The organism is Salinisphaera orenii subsp. orenii MK-B5 (assembly GCF_003788635.1).
GTDB lineage: Bacteria > Pseudomonadota > Gammaproteobacteria > Nevskiales > Salinisphaeraceae > Salinisphaera > Salinisphaera orenii.
On sequence record NZ_AYKH01000041.1, the window covers coordinates 1 to 17831 of the forward strand.

Consider the following 17831-nt stretch of genomic DNA (forward strand, 5'->3'; position numbering starts at 1 on the left):
CGGTGGCGCTCATTCCCGGCTCGTCGCGCGCGGGCATGACCATCCTCGGCGCGCGCGCCTTCGGTCTGACGCGGCCGGCCGCGGCCCGGCTGTCGTTCTTCATGGCGATCCCCATCACGCTGGCCGCGATCGTGTTCGAAGTCGTGGTGATGCTCGGCAGTCCGATCGACGAAGCCTGGAGCCAGATGGGCGTCGCCGCGGTGCTGGCCTGCGCGAGCGCCTTCGTGACCATCCATTTCTTCCTGCGCATGCTGCAGTCGATGGGCATGACCGTGTTCGTCGTCTATCGGGTGCTCCTCGGCCTGCTGCTGTTCGCGCTTTTCGGCTGGTCCGGCTGACCGCGTCGACGCGCCGGCAGCGCCCGGCGTGGTTTGGGGCAGGGCCGAAGTCCTTCGGGCGTTCGCCCGCCACTCGGGACGTCGCCTGTGTCGATACGGTCGCGACAGCCTGATCGGCGGCTGTGCGAAGCTGCAGCTGGTCTCGGCTTGATCGGCACGAGCGCCGCCCGAATGCGGCGCGCCCGTCTCGCGTTCTAGGCGTCTCGGTCGAGGCGGTTCGACAGCGTCTCGGCGATCGCGGCGATGCGTTGCCGGCGCAGCGCCTCGCCGATCTCGGGCCCGGCCAGGCCCTGGTCGGCCAGGGGCTTGGCGGTGATCGCGCGGGCGGCGGCAAAAGCCGCGCGGGCCCGATCGGCCTGGCCGTAGGCGCGGCGCTCGAAACCCAGCCGGCCGCGAACGTCGGCCTCGCAGACGCGCAGCAGCGTCTCGAGGCGCTCGGGGCGCCGGAATGCATCGATGCCCTCGAACAGCGCCAGCACGGTGGCCGGGCGCAGTTCGTACAGGCGATGCACATGGGTGTGCCAGCGTGCGGTCAGGCGGGCCGCGTCGCGCAGGGCCCGGGGCACGCCCAGCCGTTTGCTGCAGGCCTGCGCCAGGGGAACGCCGGCCTCCTCGTGGCCGTGATGGCCCGGCAGCCGCGCGCGCGGCGTCGCGGCCTTGCCGTAGTCGTGACAGAGCGCGGCGTAGCGGGCATCGAGATCGGCCCCCGCGGCCGCCGCCTGAGCGAGCACGAGCAGGGTGTGGACGCCGGAGTCGATCTCCGGGTGGTGGCGTACCGGCTGGGGCACGCCGAACAGGGCGTCCAGCTCGGGAAACAGCCGCGCCAGCGCGCCGCATTCGCGCAGGAGATAGAAGAACAGCTGCGGTTCGGCGTGCATCAGCGCGCGTTCGGTCTCGGCCCAGACGCGTTCCGGCACCAGATGATCGACCTCGCCGTTGGCGACCAGGGTGCGCAGCAGTGACATGGTCTCGTCGGCGACGGTGAAGCCCAGCGGCGCGAAGCGCGCGTAATAGCGCGCCAGTCGCAGCAGCCGCACCGGGTCCTCCACGAAGGCCGGGGAGACGTGCCGCAGCACCCGGGCCTCCAGGTCCGCGCGGCCGCCGTGCGGGTCCACGATGCGGCCGTCCTCGGCCTGGGCGATCGCGTTGACGGTGAGATCGCGCCGCACCAGATCGTCCTCGATCGAGACCTCGGCGCCGGTGTGGAAGACAAAGCCGTGATAGCCGCGGCCGGATTTGCGTTCAGTGCGCGCCAGGGCGTGCTCTTCCCGTGTTTCGGGGTGCAGAAAGACCGGGAAGTCGCGCCCCACCGGGGTATAGCCGCGCGCGGTGAGCGCCTCCGGCGTGGCGCCGACGATCACCCAGTCGCGGTCGGTCACCGGCTGGCCGAGCAGGGCGTCGCGGACCGCGCCGCCCACGAGATAGCGCTGCATGGTCAGCCCTCGCCCGCCGTGTCGTCGTCGGCGTAGCGCGGCCGGATCGGATCGAGGCGCTCGGCCAGCGGCACGATCGACTCCGTCAGCCGCTGCTGGAAAACGGTCATGTGTGACATCGCGCGCTGCACGTACTTGCGGGTCTCGGTGTAGGGGATGTTGGCGATCCAGATCGCCGGATCCATCGACTCTGCGGGCAGCCAGCGTGCGATCCGGTTGGGGCCGGCGTTGTAGCTGGCCGTGGCCAGGGCCAGATTGCCGTGCCAGCGATCGAGCATGTCGCGCAGATAGCGGGTGCCCAGCCGCGCGTTGGTGGCCGGATCGGTCAGCGCCGTGGTCGAGGGTGTGGGTTCGCCGTTCTGGCGGGCCACCAGGCGTGCCGTGCCGGGCATGAGCTGCATGAGCCCGATCGCCCCCGCCGGTGAGCGCACCGCCGGCTGGAACAGCGACTCCGTACGGATGATGGCGTAGGCGTAGGCCGGATCGATGCCGGCGCGGTCGGCGGCTGTGGCCACCGCGTCGCGGAACGGCGTGGGGTAGCGGATGTCCAGGTCATCCCAGTAGTCGGCCTTGGCCAGCGTCGTGATCGCGCGTATGTGCCAGCCCCAGTCGTGGGCGACGCGCGCGGCCTGGCCGAGCGCCGCGCCATCGAGCCGGTCGACGAGCACATTCCACTCGCGGCCGGCCTGGTGATCCATGCCGAGCGCCCGCAGCTCCTCGGCCCGCGCCAGCGCCGGCTGTGCCCGCAGACGCGCCAGGGCGTCGGTGTCGGGCGCCAGCGGGCGCTCGTTGAGGCTGTAATCGAGGCCGAGCGCGTCCGCGGCGAGATAGCCGTGATAGGAGCGTTCGCGAGCGAGCGCCTGGTAGCGCGCCCGCGCGGCTTCGTCATCGCCCGTCTCGGCCAGCGCGCGGGCCTGCCAGTAGCGCCATTCCTCCTCGTCGGCGAGCTCCGGTGGCAGGTCGTGGATGGCCTCGATGACCAGCGGCCAGCGCTGCTGATAGATCGCCGCCCGGATCTCCCAGCCCAGTTCATGGGCGTCCATGCGCGCGTGGTCGAGCCGGGCGAACCAGGCCAGGGCCTCGGATTCGTGGTTCTGTGCATAGAGCAGAGCGAGATAGCGCTTCATCTCGTACTGCTGGGCCGCGTCCGGGTTCAGGCGTTCGACGAGCCGGGGGTAGAGATCGGTGGCTGCGTCGAGATCGCGCAGGGCGAGCCGCTTGAAGACGTAGACGGCGACGTCGGTGTCGAGCGGGCCGGCGCTGGCGAGCCGCTCCGGGTTCTGGGCGACGTCGAGCCAGCGATCGGTGCGCGCGGCGCGGTCCTCAGGTAACTTGCGGCCCAGATAGCGGACCAGGCCGAAGTGACCTTCGAGCAGGGCCAGCCGCGCGCGCAACAGGATTTCGTCCGCGCTCAGCCGGCCGCTGTCCTCCAGCCAGGCGAAGACTGGATCGCAGGCGTCCGGCTGGCTGTGCCCCACGCGCCAGAGTTCCAGCGCCTCGGTGGCCGGTTCACCGCCGCGTGCAATGCGCGCGTGCACTGCGCGGCAGCGGTTGGCGGTGCCGTCTGCGTCGGTGTCCACGGCGGCCAGCAGCGTGTCCCAGCGCTCGCGCCGCGTCAGGCTGGCCAGCCAGCGGCCGCGCAGCGCGCGTGCCGGTGGCAGGTCGGGATGCGCGGTGACGAAGGCGTCGATGCGCCGGTCGAGCGCGGCGCTGGCGTCGGTTCGCAGGCGATGACTCAGATCCGCCGCGGTGAGATAGTCGTGAAGCGGGTAGTTCTCCAACTGACGCCGTGCGGCCGGCGTTTCATCGAGCCGGCCCTGCTCGGCCGCGGCCAGCGTGTCCAGAAAAAGCGACCGCTGGGCCGGGGTGGTCGCGGCCGCGGTGCCGGCGAGTCCGACGAGTGCGGCGATCAACAGCACGCGCATGGCTATCCAGGAGTTGCGGATCACGGCAGCCGAGTGTAACCCAGCGTGCGGGGCCGTCGGCCCTCGGTCCCGATTCAGCCCTCGAGCGCGATCTCGTCCTCAAGATTGCTCGCGGTGGCATCGGTCAGCAGCCGCACACCGCCGGGCTCGCAGCGCATGACCGCCTCCCGGAGCGCCGTGATCGCGCGGGGCCGCGGAAAGCTCTTGCGCCAGGCCACCGCGATGCGCCGCGTGGGTGATTCGCCCGCGAAGGGGCGGGTCTCCAGCAGGCGCGATTCCTCGGACAGTCCCGGGATCGACGAGCGTGGCAGCACGGTGATGCCGAGCCCGCTGGCCACCATGTGGCGGATGGTCTCCAGACTCGAGCCGGCCTGGGTCTGGCGGTCGCGTTCGGCGTCCCGGCATTCGGCGCAGATATCCAGCACCTGATCGCGGAAGCAGTGGCCCGGGCCCAGCAGCAGCAGATCCTCGCCGGCCAGGTCGTTGGCGTCGATCTCGTCGCGCGCGGTCCAGGGATGGTTCTGCGGCATGACCACGACGAAGCTCTCGTCGTAGAGCGCCCACGTCGACAGCCCCGGCACGTCGTAGGGCATGGCCACGATGACGGCGTCGAGTTCGTTGTTGCGCAGCTGCTGGGTGAGGGTGCCGGTGAAGTTCTCCTCGATCACCAGCGGCATGTCCGGGGTCGCCTCTCGCAGTCTGGGGATCAGATGCGGCAGCAGATAGGGCCCCACGGTGTAGATCACGCCCAGACGCAGGGGGCCCTTGAGTTCGTCGCGGCCCTGTTCGGCGACCGCTTCCAGCGAACTGACCTCGCCGAGCACCCGGTAGGCCTGCTCGATGATGCGTCGGCCGATGGGGGTGACCCGGGCCTCGCCGCGGCTACGCTCGAACACGGTCACGCCGAGTTCGCTTTCCAGCTTCTTGACCGCCACCGACAGCGTGGGCTGGCTCACGAACGCCCGCCGCGCGGCGCGTCCGAAATGGCGCTCCTTGTCGAGCGCGATGAGATAGCGCAGTTCGGTCAGGGTGATGTGCATGAGGCTAGGATAGCCAGTCCTGCGGCTTCAGATAGGTGTCGTAGAGTGCCGCCTCCGGGCTGCCCGGCTCCGGCGTGAAGCCATACTGCCACGCCGCCAGCGGCGGCATCGACATGAGGATGGATTCGGTGCGCCCGCGCGACTGCAGGCCGAACAGCGTGCCGCGGTCGTAGACGAGGTTGAACTCGACGTAGCGCCCGCGCCGGTAGAGCTGGAAGTCGCGCTCGCGCTGGCCGTAGTCGGTCTCGCGCCGCCGCGCGACGATCGGGGTGTAGGCGTCGATGAAGGCCTGGCCGACCGAGCGCACGAAGGCGAAGCTGTCGTCGAAGCCCAGCTCGTCGAAGTCGTCGAAAAACAGGCCGCCGATGCCGCGGTTCTCGTCGCGGTGCGGCAGATGGAAATATTCGTCGCACCAGGCCTTGAAGCGCGGATACAGGTCGTCGCCGAAGGGCGCGCAGGCGTCTCGGGCCGCCCGGTGCCAGGCCACGGCGTCCTCGCGCACCGGATAGTAGGGCGTCAGGTCGAAGCCGCCGCCGAACCACCAGACCGGCGGCTCGCCGGCCTTTTCGGCGATGAAGAAGCGCACGTTGGCGTGGGCGGTCGGTACATGCGGATTGCGCGGATGGGCGACCACGGACACGCCGCTGGCGATGAACGAGCGACCGGCCAGTTCCGGACGACGCGCCGAGGCCGAGGCCGGCAGGTCGTCACCGGTCACGCGCGAGAAGTTGACCCCGGCGCGCTCGAAGGTGTCGCCGTCGGCCAGCACGCGGGTGTCACCGCCGCCGCCCGCCGGCCGCTGCCAGGCGTCGACGTGGAAGTCCCGGTCGGGTTCGAAGATCTTCAGACGCTCGCAGATGTGGTCCTGCAGGGTGTTGAACCAGGCGATGACGGCTTCGGTATCGGCGGCCTCCGTGCCCACGTCAGCCCCGGATCGTGGTGTCGTCGAGCGCATGCCGGATCGTGCTCGGCACGCCCGGCCGATCGCAGACGCCGCCGGCGACGCAATCGATGCCGTCTCCGAACAGCGCCCGCGCGCGCCAGGCGCTGCGGACCGGCGGCCGCCCGCTGACGTTGGCGCTGGTCGATACCAGGGCACTGCCGAGTGTGGCTGCAAGTGCCGCGGTCTCCGGATGGGCGGTCTGACGCAGCGCGATGGTGTCGTGGGCGCCGGTGAGCCACCACGGCGCGGTGTCCCGCGCTGGCAGCAGCCAGGTCGTCGGCCCCGGCCAGCTCGCGTGGGCGCGCTGCCAGGCCGCTTGCGCGTCCGGGTCGACGAACGGTGCCAGGGCGTCGGCGCTGTGCGCGACCACGATCAGGCCTCGGGCCGCGTCGCGTCGCTTCAGCGCGAGGATGCGCATCACCGCGTCGAGATCGAAGGCGTCGCAGGCCAGGCCCCAGACCCCCTCGGTGGCGTGGGCGACCACGCCGCCGGCGCGCAGAACGCGCGCAGCGTGGCGCAGGCGATGCGGGCTGATACGACAGGCGCGTTCGACAGGGCTCTGTGACATGGCGGATTGGTTCGCTGCGGACGAGACGGCGTCGACGCGGGCCGCGACCGGGCCCTACGACTTGCGGCGCGAGCCGCCGCCGGCCTTGCCGCTATCGCCGTCCTTGCCCGCCGCCTTCGATTTCGCGGGGGTCGTCTTGGCTGAGCCACCCTTGGTCGAACCGGTGGCCTTGGTCTTCGTGCCGCCGGACTTGCCGGTGCCCGACTTCGCGGCCTTGCTCGGAGCGCCGTCGGTCTTTGTGCCCTTGGCCTTCGAGCTCGTGGTCTTCGAAGCAGTGGTCTTTGAACCCGAGGCCTTGGCGGTACGGCCGTCGCCGGCGGCGCTCTTCTTGGCGCCGGCGGTCTTGGCCGAGCCCTTGCGGCCGCGCTTTTTCTTTTCGGGCGCCTTGGCGATGATCTCCTGGCACTGCTCGAGGGTGAGGTCCGCCGGCTCCTGGTCCTTGGGCACGCTGGCGTTCTTCTTGCCGTCGGTGATGTAGGGGCCGAACGGGCCGTGCTGCACCTTGATACCGGCGTCCTCGAAGTGCTTGATCAGCTTCTTGGCGTCGGCCTCCTTCTTCTCGGCGATGACTTCCAGCGCCCGCTCCTTGGAGATCGTGTAGGGGTCGTCCTCCTTGAGCGAGGCGAAGGTCTTGCCGAAACGCACGTACGGGCCGAAGCGGCCGATGTTGACCTGGATCTCCTCGCCCTCGGGCGTCTCGCCCAGATCGCGCGGCAGGTTGAACAGATACAGCGCCTCGTCGAGGGTGATCTTGTCCATGTCCTGGCCCTTGCGCAGGCCGGCGAACTTAGGCTTTTCCTCGTCGTCCTTGGAACCGATCTGCACGAACGGTCCGAAGCGGCCGATGCGCACGATCACCGGCTTGCCGGATTCCGGATCGGTGCCCAGCTCGCGGGCCTGGGCGACTTCCTCGCGCGAGAGATCCTGCTTCGACTCGATCTGGTCGGAGAAGCGGTCCCAGAATTCGCGCAGCAGCGGCTGCCACTGCTCCTCGCCGCGCGAGACGGCGTCGAGCCGGTCCTCGAGATTCGCGGTGAAGGCGTAGTCGACGTAGCGCGTGAAGTGGTCGGTCAGGAACTTGTTGACGATCTTGCCCAGCGGCGTGGGCATGAACGCCTTGCCGTCCATCTCGACGTATTCGCGGTCCTGCAGCGTCGAGATGATCGAGGCATAGGTCGACGGCCGGCCGATGTCGTATTCCTCGAGCGTTTTCACCAGCGCGGCCTCGGTGAAGCGCGGCGGCGGCTCGGTGAAGTGCTGGGTCGGCACGATCTCGACCAGCGAGAGCCGCTCGTTCTCCTCGAGCGGCGGCAGGCGCTTGTCGCCGTCGTCGTCTTCCTTGTCGTCGTCCTTGCCTTCCTTGTAGACGGCCAGAAAGCCGGCTTCGCGCAGGGTCCGGCCGCTGGCGCGGAACAGGTGCCGGTCGTCGTCGCCGGCGGCGAGATCGGCGGAGACGGTGTCAAACAGCGCGTGCATCATCTGGCTGGCGACCGTGCGCTGCCAGATCAGCTCGTAGAGCCGGAACTGGTCCGAGGCCAGATACTGCTTGATCTCGGCCGGCACCCGGGCGCTCGCCGTCGGCCGGATGGCCTCGTGCGCCTCCTGGGCGTTCTTGGACTTGGTCCGGAACGTGCGCGGTGCGTCCGGCAGGTTCTTGTCGCCGTAGCGATCGGCGATCAGCTGACGCAGCTCGGCCACGGCGTCGTTGGCCAGGTTGACCGAGTCGGTCCGCATGTAGGTGATCAGGCCGGTCTCGTCGCCGTCGCCCAGCCGTACGCCCTCGTAAAGGCTCTGGGCGGTGCGCATGGTGCGCTTGGCGGTGAAGCCGAGCTTGCGCGCGGCCTCCTGCTGCAGCGTGGAGGTGATGAACGGCGGCGCCGGATTGCGCTTGCGCTGCTTGCGCTCGACCTTGGCCACGCGCAGTTCGCCGCCGGCCGAGCGCAGGGCGGGCGCGTCGGCGCTTTCCTGGCTGTCCTCGGTCAGCTGACCGCCGGCGGCAGCCGTCAGCGTGGTGAGCGCGTCCCGGGCGCTGCCGTGATTGTTGACCGTGAACTGCTCGACCTTCTCGCCGTCGAGCTGCGACAGCCGCGCGCCGAACGGCGTGCCGTCCTTCTCGACGCTGGCCTCGATCTTCCAGTATTCCTCCGGAACGAAGGCCTCGATCTCGGCGTCACGTTCGCAGATCAGGCGCAGGGCCGGCGACTGCACGCGGCCGGCGGACAGCCCGCGCTGGACCTTCTTCCACAACAGCGGCGAGAGGTTGAAGCCGACCAGATAATCCAGCGCCCGGCGCGCCTGCTGGGCGTTGACCAGATCGCTGGAGATGTCGCGCGGATTCTCGACGGCGTGCGCCACGGCCCGCTTGGTGATCTCGTGGAAGACCACCCGGGCGACGTGCTTGTCCTCGAGCAGGCCGCGTTCGCGCAGCAGCTCGAGCAGATGCCAGGCGATGGCCTCACCCTCGCGGTCCGGGTCGGTCGCGAGCAGCAGCGCGTCGGATTTCTTGAGGCTGCGCGCGATCTTGTCGACCTGCTTGGCGTTGCGGTCGATGACGTCGTAGCGCATCGCGAAGTCGTGCTCGGTGTCGACCGCGCCTTCCTTGGGGATCAGATCGCGGACATGGCCGTACGAGGCCAGGACTTCGTAGTCCTTGCCGAGATACTTCTCAATCGTCCGGGCCTTGGCCGGCGATTCCACGATGACGAGGTTGCGGCTCATCGAATCACGCTGATGTCGGAGTCGGGATGGCTGCGGGAGGCAGAGCGCGTCGCAGGCTAGCACAGCCTTTGAAGCATGCGCGAGCGCGCCGCGTCAAGGAACGACGCGGCATGCCGGCGCCGGCCCGCGGCCGCGGTTCAGTGGCTGGCGCCGGGCGATTCGGCGTGAATCAACGATTCCATATGGGCATAGGCCTGATCCTCGCCACCCGAGGACAGCACCATCATGACCACCCATTTGAGCTGCTCGATCTCGGCGCCCTCGGACTCGTCCTCCGCAAGCGCCATCAGCCGGTCGATCACGATCTCGCGCGCCGTGGCCGAAAGGACGCCGCACTGTTCCAGACGCGCGATGTAGCCGCGGCACTCGGCGTCGAGTACGCGGGTCTCGTGCTCGGCGTAGACCCGGATCGCGTCCGCGCTCGGGCTCAGCGCCAGCGCCTGGCCCTCCGGCTGGGTGGCGCGTATCCAGGCGAAGGCGTCGTCGATCTCGTCGGGGAAGAAGCCTGCATCGCCGAGATCGTCGCGGACGTTGGCCGCGTGCTCGGCTTCGGTGAGCGAGAAGTTCTCGAACAGATAGAGCAGGACATCGAGCAGGTTTTCGTTCATACGCGCGAATCCGTTGCCAGAATGTCGGTCGAGTCAGCCGGTCCGCATGTAGGCCCCGCCGGGGGCGGCGACCACGCGGCCTTCGAGTTCGAGTATGAGTAGCGTGGAGGATACCGCATCCGCCGGCCAGCCCGTACGCGCGACCAGATCGTCGATGCGCGCCGGGGCGTGGCCGAGTGCGGTCAGCAGGGCGCTCTGGGCGTCCGACATGCCGGCGTCATCTGCCTGATTCGAGAGCGTATCGGCGGCGTCGTCGGGAACGGGATCGGGGCGCCGGAAGCCGTCGAGCACGCCGGCGATGTCCTCGAGGATGTGGTCGGTCGTCTCGACCAGTTTCGCGCCGTCGCGAATGAGCTGATGGCAGCCCCGCGCCAGCGGGTTGTGGATCGAGCCGGGGAGCGCGAACACGTCGCGGCCCGCCTGGCTGGCCAGGCGGGCGGTGATCAGCGAGCCCGAGGCCCGGGCCGCCTCGACCACCAGAGTGGCCGCGCACAGCCCCGCGATCACCCGGTTGCGGCGCGGGAAATTCCCCCGCGCCGGCTGGGTGCCGAGGGCGAACTCGGACAGCAGCAGCCCGTGGTCGGCGATCCGCTGGGCGAGATCCCGGTGAGCGGCCGGATAGACGCGGTCGAGTCCGGTGCCGCAGACGGCGATGGTCATGCCGTTGGCGGCCAGCGCGCCCTCGTGGGCCGCGGCGTCGATGCCGCGGGCCAGTCCGGAGACCACGACCAGCCCGGCGCTCGCCAGGGCGTGGCCGAAGGCGTGGGCGTGTTCCAGGCCCGCGGGTGTGGGATTGCGGCTGCCCACGACCGCGACCGCGGGATAGCTCAGCAGGTCGGTGTCGCCGATGGCATAGAGCCAGGGTGGGGCCGGCGTCAGTTCCGCGAGCGGGCCGGGATAGTGCGGATGATCGGCAGTGATCAGCCCGCGGCCGTCCCCGGCGAGCCAGCGTTCGGTCTCGTCGATGCGCGCGGCGTCCGGTTCGGCCAGCGCCCGGCGTGCCGGGGCCGGCACGCCCAGCTGTTGCCAGCCGGCGTCGCCGGCGGCGAGCACGGCGGCGGGATCGCCATAGTGCGCGATCAGACGGGCACCGAGCGTTGCCCCGATGCCGGGCGTGGTCGCCAGTCGCAGCCAGTCCCGGGTGCTCATCGAGCCGCCGGTTCGGGGCGCAATCGCACGGCGCGACGGTTCACGCGGCCGGCGAGCGCACCACGTCCTCGACGTGAATGGCGCGGGTCGCGTTCATGATCAGGGCGAAGCTGACGCGGGCGTCGACCTTGAAGACCATCAGCTGGCCGGCGTGGCGCTCGGGCAGCTCCACCCGGCCGCCGGCGATCGGGTCGGCGACTTCGCGTCCCGCGGCGTAGATGTCGAGCACGTGACCGCGCTCGATGCCGTCGCGTCGGCCCCGATTGAGCGTGACGACCTGGTACTGGCCGATCGCGGACAGGCCGTCCTGAACCGACATGATGCGGCCGGTGACCGGGTCGGCGGGCGCGTGGGGGTGGAAGTCGCGCAGCATGCTCGTGCTCGCGACCGGCAGCAGCCGGTTGCCCGGTCGGGCCTCGCGGTAGCTGCGCGTCATGACCGCGGTGGAGATGTCGCCGAAACGGCGTATCTGCAGCTCGCCGGTCGGGATCGCCCGCTGGCCCAGGATCTCGTCGGTTGCCGGATCCCGGTAGTCGCCGGCCGGATGCACGACGCTGTATTCCGCCGGCCCGTCCGCGGGCGCGCCGCGTACATAGACGAGGCTGCCTTCGCCGCCGATCAGATGCTCGTCGCCGAAGGACACGATATAGGGTGCCTCGGCGAGCTCGGCTTCGGTGACCAGCCGTGGCGAGGTCAGAAACGCGCGGATCGCCTCCCGGGGGATCGTCGGGATCGCCCGTTCGACCGGCGCCTCGCGGATGCGCGGCGACAGCCGCTCGCGCCCGCCGCGATCGAGCCGCGGCTGGCCGTCGCCGGCGCGCGAGAGCACGAGCACGTCGCCGGGGCGGATGCGGTGCGGGTTGTCGATGTCCGGGTTGTCGTTCCAGAGCTGCGGCCAGTACCAGGGATCGCGCAGGTAATAGCCCGCGATGTCCCAGAGCGTGTCGCCGGGTTTGACCACATAGCGCAGCGGCGCGTCGTCGCGGATCTGTGCCGACAGGTCCGCGGTCTCGAGATCGGGCGGCGCGACCGCGCGCGGTGGGGCCTCGTCCCGGGGCGCGGGCCCCGGCGGCCCGGCGGGCGAGGTCGGTTGCCCGGCGCAGCCGGCCAGGGCCAGACCCGCGGCCAGTGCCAGGGCGCGGACCACGGCCCCGAGCGTGGTGTTCAAACCGTTATACTCTCGCATCCGGGATGCGTCCCCCGTGGTCGAGCCGCACATGGCGGGCGCCACACGGCGTGCGATGCGGCCCCGGTCATGCGCAACCTTGTCCAAACCGACAGAATATGGCGATTCTCGAGATTTTGCATTTCCCCGATCCGCGGCTGCGCGAGACCACCGAACCGGTCACGCAGTTCGATGCGGCGCTGTCGGCCTTCGTCGACGATATGTTCGAGACCATGTACGACGCGCCGGGCGTCGGCCTGGCCGCGACTCAGGTCGGCGATACGCGCCGCGTCGCGGTCATGGACTGCTCCGACGACCGCAGCGGGCGCATCGTCATGTGCAATCCGCGGATCCTGTCGCAGGAGGCACCCGAGGTCGTCGACGAGGGCTGTCTGTCGGTGCCCGAGCACTACGACCGGGTCGAACGCTACACCTGGGTGCGCTTCGCCGCCCAGGACCGCGACGGCGAGCATTTCGAGATGGAGGCCGAGGGTCTGCTCGCCCAGTGCGTGCAGCACGAACTGGCTCATCTCGACGGCGGCCTCTACATCGACAAGCTCTCGCGGCTCAAGCGCGAGCGCATCCGGCGCAAGCTCGCCAAGGCCGCGCGTCACGCCGCCGAGGCCGGCGACGCGTGAACGCGGGTCGGGTATGAACATCGTCTTCGCCGGCACGCCGGATTTCGCGCTGCCCAGCCTCGACGCGGTCGCGGCGAGCGGTCATCGCCTGACCGGCGTGCTCACCCAGCCCGATCGCCCGGCCGGGCGCGGGCGCCGGCTGGCGGCGTCGCCGGTCAAGCAGCGGGCGCTCGAACTCGGTGTCCCGGTCCAGCAGCCGGAGCGCCTCAAGCGCGATGCCGATATCGACGCGCTGGCCGCGCTGGCGCCGGACCTGATGGTGGTCGTCGCCTACGGCCTGATCCTGCCGCAACGGGTGCTCGATCTGCCGACGCACGGCTGCGTCAACGTGCACGCCTCGCTGCTGCCGCGCTGGCGCGGGGCCGCGCCGATCGCCCGCGCGATCCTCGCCGGCGACAACGAAACCGGGGTCACCGTGATGCAGATGGCGCCCGGCCTGGATACCGGGCCCATGCTCGCCCGCCGCGCGGTGGCCATCGACGCCACCACCGACGCCGGTGCGCTGCATGACGAGCTCGCCGAACTGGGCGCGGTCGCGCTCGGCGACGTGCTCACCCGGCTGCCCGGCCGGCTGGAGGCCGAGCCCCAGGACGACGATCAGGCCACCTACGCCCGCCGGCTGGACAAGGCCGAGGCCGCGATCGACTGGCGCGCGCCGGCCGAGGCGATCGCCCGCGCGGTGCGCGCGTTCTCGCCCTGGCCGGTGGCCCATGCGGGCCTGGACGGTGCGCGGCTGCGCATCTGGCGGGCCGCCGTGGCGCCGGGCACGAGCGCGGCCGAGCCGGGCACGGTCGTCGCCGCGGGTCGCGGCGGCATCGATATCGCCACCGGCGGCGGGCTGCTGCGGGTGCACGAACTCCAGCTGCCGGGCAAGCGCCGGATGAGCGCGGCGGATGCCGCGCATGGTCGCGACTGGGTCGGGCTGCGGCTTGAGTGACGCCGCGGCCGGTTCCGCGCCGCGGGCGGCGGCGGCGCGCGCGGTCAGCGCGGTCATCGACGGCGGTCGCAGCCTGGATGCGGCGCTGGCCGAAGCGGTCGTGGCCCTGAGCGCGGCCGACCGCGGTCTCGCCGCCGCCATGGCCTTCGGCACGCTGCGGGAACACCGGCGCCTGGCGGCGCTGATCGCGCCGCGTCTCAAACGCCGGCCGCAGCCGCTGCTGCACGCCCTGCTGCTCGTGGGTGTCCATCAGCTCGAGGCCATGCGCGTGCCCCCGCACGCGGCGGTGCACGCCAGCGTGGCCGCGACACGCGCCCTGGGGCTATCCAAGGCGCGGGGGCTGGTCAACGCGGTGCTGCGCGGGTTCCAGCGCGACGGTGCGCCCGCGGTCGGCGATGCGCCCGGCCTGCGGTATTCGCATCCGGACTGGCTGGTCGACGCCATCCGTGCCGATTGGCCGCAGGCCTGGACGTCGGTGCTGGCGGCCAACAACGCCCAGGCGCCGATGCATCTGCGCGTCAACGCCCGGCGCATCGATCGCGAGGCCTATCGTGCGGTGCTCGCCGAGGCGGGGTTTGAGGCGGTGCCCACGCCGCATGCGCCCGACGGGCTGACCCTGGACACGCCGGTGGCGGTCGCCGAGCTGCCCGGCTTCGCCGCCGGCGATGTCTCGATCCAGGACGGCGCGGCCCAGCTCGCGGCGGATCTGGTCGACCCGGTTGACGGTGAGCGCGTGCTTGATGCCTGCGCCGCGCCCGGCAACAAGACCGCGCATCTGCTCGAACGGGCCGCGGCCGACGTGCTCGCGCTGGACGTCGACGGCGAGCGTGTGGCCACGCTCGAAGCCACGCTGACCCGGCTCGGCCTCGCGGCGCGCACGCGAACCGCCGACGCCCGGGCGGTGGATTCGTGGTGGGACGGTCGTGCCTTCGACGCGATTCTGCTCGATGCCCCCTGCAGCGGCACCGGGGTGATCCGCCGGCATCCGGACATCAAGTGGCTGCGGCGCCCGACCGACATCGCCGCCGCTGCCGAGCGCCAGGGCGCGCTGCTGGATGCGCTGTGGCCGACGCTCGCCCCAGGCGGGCGGCTGGTCTATGCCACCTGCTCGATTCTTGCCGCGGAAGGCGCGGATCCGGTGGCGGCATTCATCGCGCGCCAGCCCGATGCGCACGAGCGTCCGATCGCCGCCGACTGGGGCGAGCCGGCCGCGGCCGGGCGTCGGCTGGCGCCCGGCGCGCACGGTTTCGACGGCTTCTACTACGCCGTGCTCGAACGCCGTCCGGACTGACGTCGCCGGGGTACGTAGCAATACGGAGTTGAAACGGTTGCGCGCAATCGCATGCTTGGTCGCGTAGTGATGCATCAACCAAGCGGAGTTGCGATGAGCGACGAACTCAAAGGCAAGAAGGTCGCGTTTCTGGCCACCAACGGTTTCGAATACTCGGAGCTGACCCAGCCCTGGGACGAGATCAAGGCCGCCGGCGCCGAAGTGGAACTGATTTCGCTCGAATCCGGCAAGATCCAGGGCGAAAGCGGCGGCGAACCGACGGGCGACCCGAAGCCGGTCGACAAGACCGTGGATCAGGTTTCGGCCGGCGACTACAACGCACTGGTGCTGCCGGGCGGTCTGGCCAATCCGGACACGCTGCGCACCAATGACAGGGCCGTGTCCTTCGTGCGCGATTTCTTCGCCCAGCACAAGCCGGTCGGCGCGATCTGTCATGCACCGTGGGTGCTGATCGAAGCCGGCGTGGTCGACGGCCGCACGCTGACGTCCTTCCCGTCGGTCCAGACCGATCTGAAGAACGCCGGTGCGACCTGGGTCGATCGCGAAGTCGTCTGCGACGAAGCGCTCGTCACCAGCCGGACGCCGGACGATCTCGACGCCTTCTGCGCGAAGATGATCGAGGAGATCGCCGAGGGCAAGCACGAGGAACAGACGACCTAGGCTGTTCGCACGCGCGATGAGGGAAAAGCCCGGCCACGGCCGGGCTTTTTCGTGCGCGCTAGTCCTCCAGCGCGTAGTCGATCGTGGTCACCACGCGCACGCGCTTGATATCCGGCGTATAGCTGTCGAGATCGGAGATCGAGAAATAGCCCTGTGAGGCCGAGCGGATGGCGCCGACCCGGCTGCCCGAGTCCTGCGCGAACTGTTTGGCGGCCTTGCGGGCATCCGCGGTCGCGGCCGCGATCATCTCCGGCTTGATCTCTTCCAGCTCGGTGAACAGGAATTCGGTGCGGTAGTTGTAGTTCGGCGAGAGCACCACGCCCTGGCTGATCAGTTCGCCGACCCGTGGCATGGCCTGTTTGACCGCGTCGATCGCTTCGGTGCGCACGAGCATGGTGGCCTCGGCCGAATAACGGCTGGGCGGGCGCTGGTTGCCGAAGCTGTTGGCAAAACGATCGGTGACCTCCGGCGAGGTGAGGGTGATCGTGTCGGGCTTGAAGCCGGCGTCGGCGAGAAAGGCGCGGATGATGTCGGCCTGGGCGTTGACCCGCTGCTGGACCTCGCCGAGCGCGTCGCCGGTCACGCTGAAATGCAGCGGCCAGAGCGCCAGCGTGGCGCGGACTTCGCGTTCGGCCAGACCCTTGACCGTGACCGTGCGCTCGGCGGATTTCCACTGGATCGCCGCGCTCTTGAGATAGCTGCCACCGGTCACCAGGCCGATGGCGATGGCCAGGCCGAGCACGGCCGCTGCGAAGACGTTGTGGTACACGCCGATAGCCCTTTGCGTCGACGCCGGAAAAGCGCCTTCAAAGCATATCGGAAAGCCCCGCTGCGTGCGTACGCATCGGGCGCGGGGCGGAGGTCGCTAGCGGTAGATCGGGTCGCGCACCACCACGCCGCGCTCGGCGAGAAAGCCCTTGGCCTGCTGGATAGTATAGGTGCCGAAGTGGAATATGGACGCGGCGAGCACCGCGTCCGCGCAGCCGATCTCCAGGCCGTCGTGCAGATCCTCGAGGCTGCCCACGCCGCCGGAGGCGATCACGGGCACGTCCACCGACTGCGACATGGCCCGGGTGAGCTTGAGGTCGAAGCCGGACTTGGTGCCGTCCTTGTCCATGCTGGTCAGCAGCACTTCGCCGGCGCCCAGCGATACCAGCTTCTGCGCCCAGCCGATGGCCTCGATGCCGGTCGGCTTGCGGCCGCCGTGGGTGAAGATCTCCCAGCGCGGCGGCTCGCCCTTGCGGGCCACGTTCTTGGCGTCGATGGCCACGACGATGCACTGCGAGCCGTAGCGGTAGGCGGCCTCGCGCACGAAATCCGGGTTGGAGATCGCGGCGGTGTTGATCGAGACCTTGTCGGCCCCGGCCGACAGCAGCCGGCGCACGTCCGGCAGAGTGCGCACGCCGCCGCCCACGGTCAGCGGAATGAAGACCTCGCCGGCCACGCGCTCGACCACGTCCATGAGGGTGTCGCGCGCCTCGTGGCTGGCGGTGATGTCGAGAAACACCAGTTCGTCGGCGCCCTGCTGGTCGTAGCGGCGCGCGATTTCGACCGGGTCGCCGGCGTCCTTGATCTCGAGGAACTTCACGCCCTTGACGACCCGCCCCTTGTCGATGTCGAGGCAGGGGATGATGCGCTTGGCGAGGGTCATGGGCTGCGGGTCTTGTCGTTGACGAGCCGGCGGGCTTCGGCGAGATCGATGGTGCCCTCGTAGAGCGCGCGCCCGATCACCGCGCCCGTGACGCCGTCGGCCTCGGCGTCGAGCAGGGCCTCGATGTCGTCGAGACGGGTCACCCCGCCCGAGGCGATGACCGGAATGGTCAGTTCCCGGGCCAGCGCGCGGCTGGCCTCGACGTTCACGCCCTCCATCATGCCGTCGCGGCTGATGTCGGTGTGGATGATGGCGATCACGCCGTCGGCCTCGAACTGCTGCGCGAGGTCGGCAACCGCGTGATTGGACAGTTTCGACCAGCCGTCGGTGGCGACCTTGCCGTCGCGGGCGTCCAGGCCGACGATGATCCGGCGCGGGAACTCCACCCCGACGTCGGCGACGAAGTGCGGCTCCGAGACCGCGCGGGTGCCGAGGATGACGAACTCCACGCCGCGCTCGAGATAGGTCTCGATGTCGACTTCCTCGCGGATGCCGCCGCCGACCTGCACGGGGATGTCGCCCGCGGCGGCCACGATCTCCCCGATCACGCGGTCGTTGACCGGATAGCCGGCCTTGGCACCGTCGAGATCGACCACGTGGATGCGGTCAGCGCCCGCGGCGATCCAGCGCTCGGCCACCGCCACGGGGTCGTCGTCGAATACGGTGACGTTCTTGTCCATGTCGCCCTGGCGCAGGCGCACGCACTGACCGTTCTTGATGTCGATTGCAGGGATGAGTAGCACGCCGGAACTCCTGGTCTGCGGCCG

The 17831-nt window shown here is 70.3% G+C and carries 17 protein-coding genes; 5 read left to right on the forward strand and 12 right to left on the reverse strand.

Annotation, left to right across the window (positions count from 1 at the left end; translation table 11 throughout):
* Positions 1 to 338 (forward strand): undecaprenyl-diphosphate phosphatase (locus SAOR_RS13850; RefSeq protein WP_281273454.1); only part of this gene is annotated, 338 nt, incomplete at its 5' end.
* A 194-nt stretch (positions 339 to 532) separates the two neighbouring features.
* Here the strand turns inward: SAOR_RS13850 and SAOR_RS13855 are convergent.
* From SAOR_RS13855 to SAOR_RS13895, 9 genes are all read right to left on the reverse strand, one after another.
* On the reverse strand, positions 533 to 1771 hold the full coding sequence (locus SAOR_RS13855) for a multifunctional CCA addition/repair protein (RefSeq protein ID WP_123631953.1): 1239 nt from the start codon (positions 1769 to 1771) through the stop codon (positions 533 to 535).
* 2 nt (positions 1772 to 1773) lie between these two features.
* The gene (locus SAOR_RS13860; RefSeq protein WP_185015698.1) at positions 1774 to 3696 is read right to left on the reverse strand and encodes a transglycosylase SLT domain-containing protein; all 1923 of its coding nucleotides are present in this window, start codon (positions 3694 to 3696) and stop codon (positions 1774 to 1776) included.
* Positions 3697 to 3770: 74 nt separating this feature from the next.
* A complete protein-coding gene (locus SAOR_RS13865) occupies positions 3771 to 4730 on the reverse strand; it encodes a LysR substrate-binding domain-containing protein (protein ID WP_123632070.1) in 960 nt (319 codons plus the stop codon).
* Positions 4731 to 4740: 10 nt separating this feature from the next.
* Positions 4741 to 5658, reverse strand: coding sequence for an oxygen-dependent coproporphyrinogen oxidase (gene hemF / locus SAOR_RS13870; protein ID WP_425472121.1), 918 nt, complete (start codon positions 5656 to 5658; stop codon positions 4741 to 4743).
* Position 5659: 1 nt separating this feature from the next.
* Positions 5660 to 6247 (reverse strand): L-threonylcarbamoyladenylate synthase, encoded by a 588-nt coding sequence (locus SAOR_RS13875; RefSeq protein ID WP_123631956.1) that lies wholly within the window; start codon positions 6245 to 6247, stop codon positions 5660 to 5662.
* A 54-nt stretch (positions 6248 to 6301) separates the two neighbouring features.
* Positions 6302 to 8965 carry a DNA topoisomerase I gene (locus tag SAOR_RS13880; RefSeq protein WP_123631957.1) on the reverse strand — a complete coding sequence of 888 codons (2664 nt, stop codon included), beginning with the start codon at positions 8963 to 8965 and terminating at the stop codon, positions 6302 to 6304.
* Between the two features lie 137 nt (positions 8966 to 9102).
* Positions 9103 to 9573: a Smg family protein gene (locus SAOR_RS13885; protein ID WP_123591439.1), complete on the reverse strand. Its 471-nt coding sequence runs from the start codon at positions 9571 to 9573 to the stop codon at positions 9103 to 9105.
* 33 nt (positions 9574 to 9606) lie between these two features.
* Entirely contained in the window at positions 9607 to 10722 is a 1116-nt protein-coding gene (dprA, locus tag SAOR_RS13890) for a DNA-processing protein DprA (protein WP_123631958.1), read from the reverse strand.
* A 40-nt stretch (positions 10723 to 10762) separates the two neighbouring features.
* Positions 10763 to 11908: a LysM peptidoglycan-binding domain-containing protein gene (locus tag SAOR_RS13895; protein ID WP_185015699.1), complete on the reverse strand. Its 1146-nt coding sequence runs from the start codon at positions 11906 to 11908 to the stop codon at positions 10763 to 10765.
* 98 nt (positions 11909 to 12006) lie between these two features.
* Between SAOR_RS13895 and def the strand changes: the two genes are divergently transcribed.
* The 4 genes from def to SAOR_RS13915 all read left to right on the forward strand — a co-directional run bounded on the left by def (position 12007) and on the right by SAOR_RS13915 (position 15413).
* Positions 12007 to 12525 (forward strand): peptide deformylase, encoded by a 519-nt coding sequence (gene def / locus SAOR_RS13900; RefSeq protein ID WP_123631960.1) that lies wholly within the window; start codon positions 12007 to 12009, stop codon positions 12523 to 12525.
* A 13-nt stretch (positions 12526 to 12538) separates the two neighbouring features.
* Entirely contained in the window at positions 12539 to 13462 is a 924-nt protein-coding gene (gene fmt, locus SAOR_RS13905; protein WP_123592130.1) for a methionyl-tRNA formyltransferase, read from the forward strand.
* Positions 13455 to 14753, forward strand: coding sequence for a 16S rRNA (cytosine(967)-C(5))-methyltransferase RsmB (gene rsmB, locus SAOR_RS13910; protein WP_221180005.1), 1299 nt, complete (start codon positions 13455 to 13457; stop codon positions 14751 to 14753). Before fmt ends, rsmB begins: the two co-directional genes overlap by 8 nt.
* A gap of 93 nt (positions 14754 to 14846) precedes the next feature.
* Positions 14847 to 15413: a type 1 glutamine amidotransferase domain-containing protein gene (locus SAOR_RS13915; protein WP_123592129.1), complete on the forward strand. Its 567-nt coding sequence runs from the start codon at positions 14847 to 14849 to the stop codon at positions 15411 to 15413.
* A 58-nt stretch (positions 15414 to 15471) separates the two neighbouring features.
* Here the strand turns inward: SAOR_RS13915 and SAOR_RS13920 are convergent, their stop codons facing one another.
* The 3 genes from SAOR_RS13920 to hisA all read right to left on the reverse strand — a co-directional run bounded on the left by SAOR_RS13920 (position 15472) and on the right by hisA (position 17807).
* Positions 15472 to 16182, reverse strand: coding sequence for an SIMPL domain-containing protein (locus tag SAOR_RS13920; RefSeq protein ID WP_123631962.1), 711 nt, complete (start codon positions 16180 to 16182; stop codon positions 15472 to 15474).
* Between the two features lie 96 nt (positions 16183 to 16278).
* Positions 16279 to 17064 (reverse strand): imidazole glycerol phosphate synthase subunit HisF, encoded by a 786-nt coding sequence (hisF, locus tag SAOR_RS13925; protein WP_123592127.1) that lies wholly within the window; start codon positions 17062 to 17064, stop codon positions 16279 to 16281.
* Positions 17061 to 17807: a 1-(5-phosphoribosyl)-5-[(5-phosphoribosylamino)methylideneamino]imidazole-4-carboxamide isomerase gene (hisA, locus tag SAOR_RS13930; protein ID WP_123631963.1), complete on the reverse strand. Its 747-nt coding sequence runs from the start codon at positions 17805 to 17807 to the stop codon at positions 17061 to 17063. Before hisA ends, hisF begins: the two co-directional genes overlap by 4 nt.
* Between the last annotated feature and the right edge of the window lie 24 nt (positions 17808 to 17831).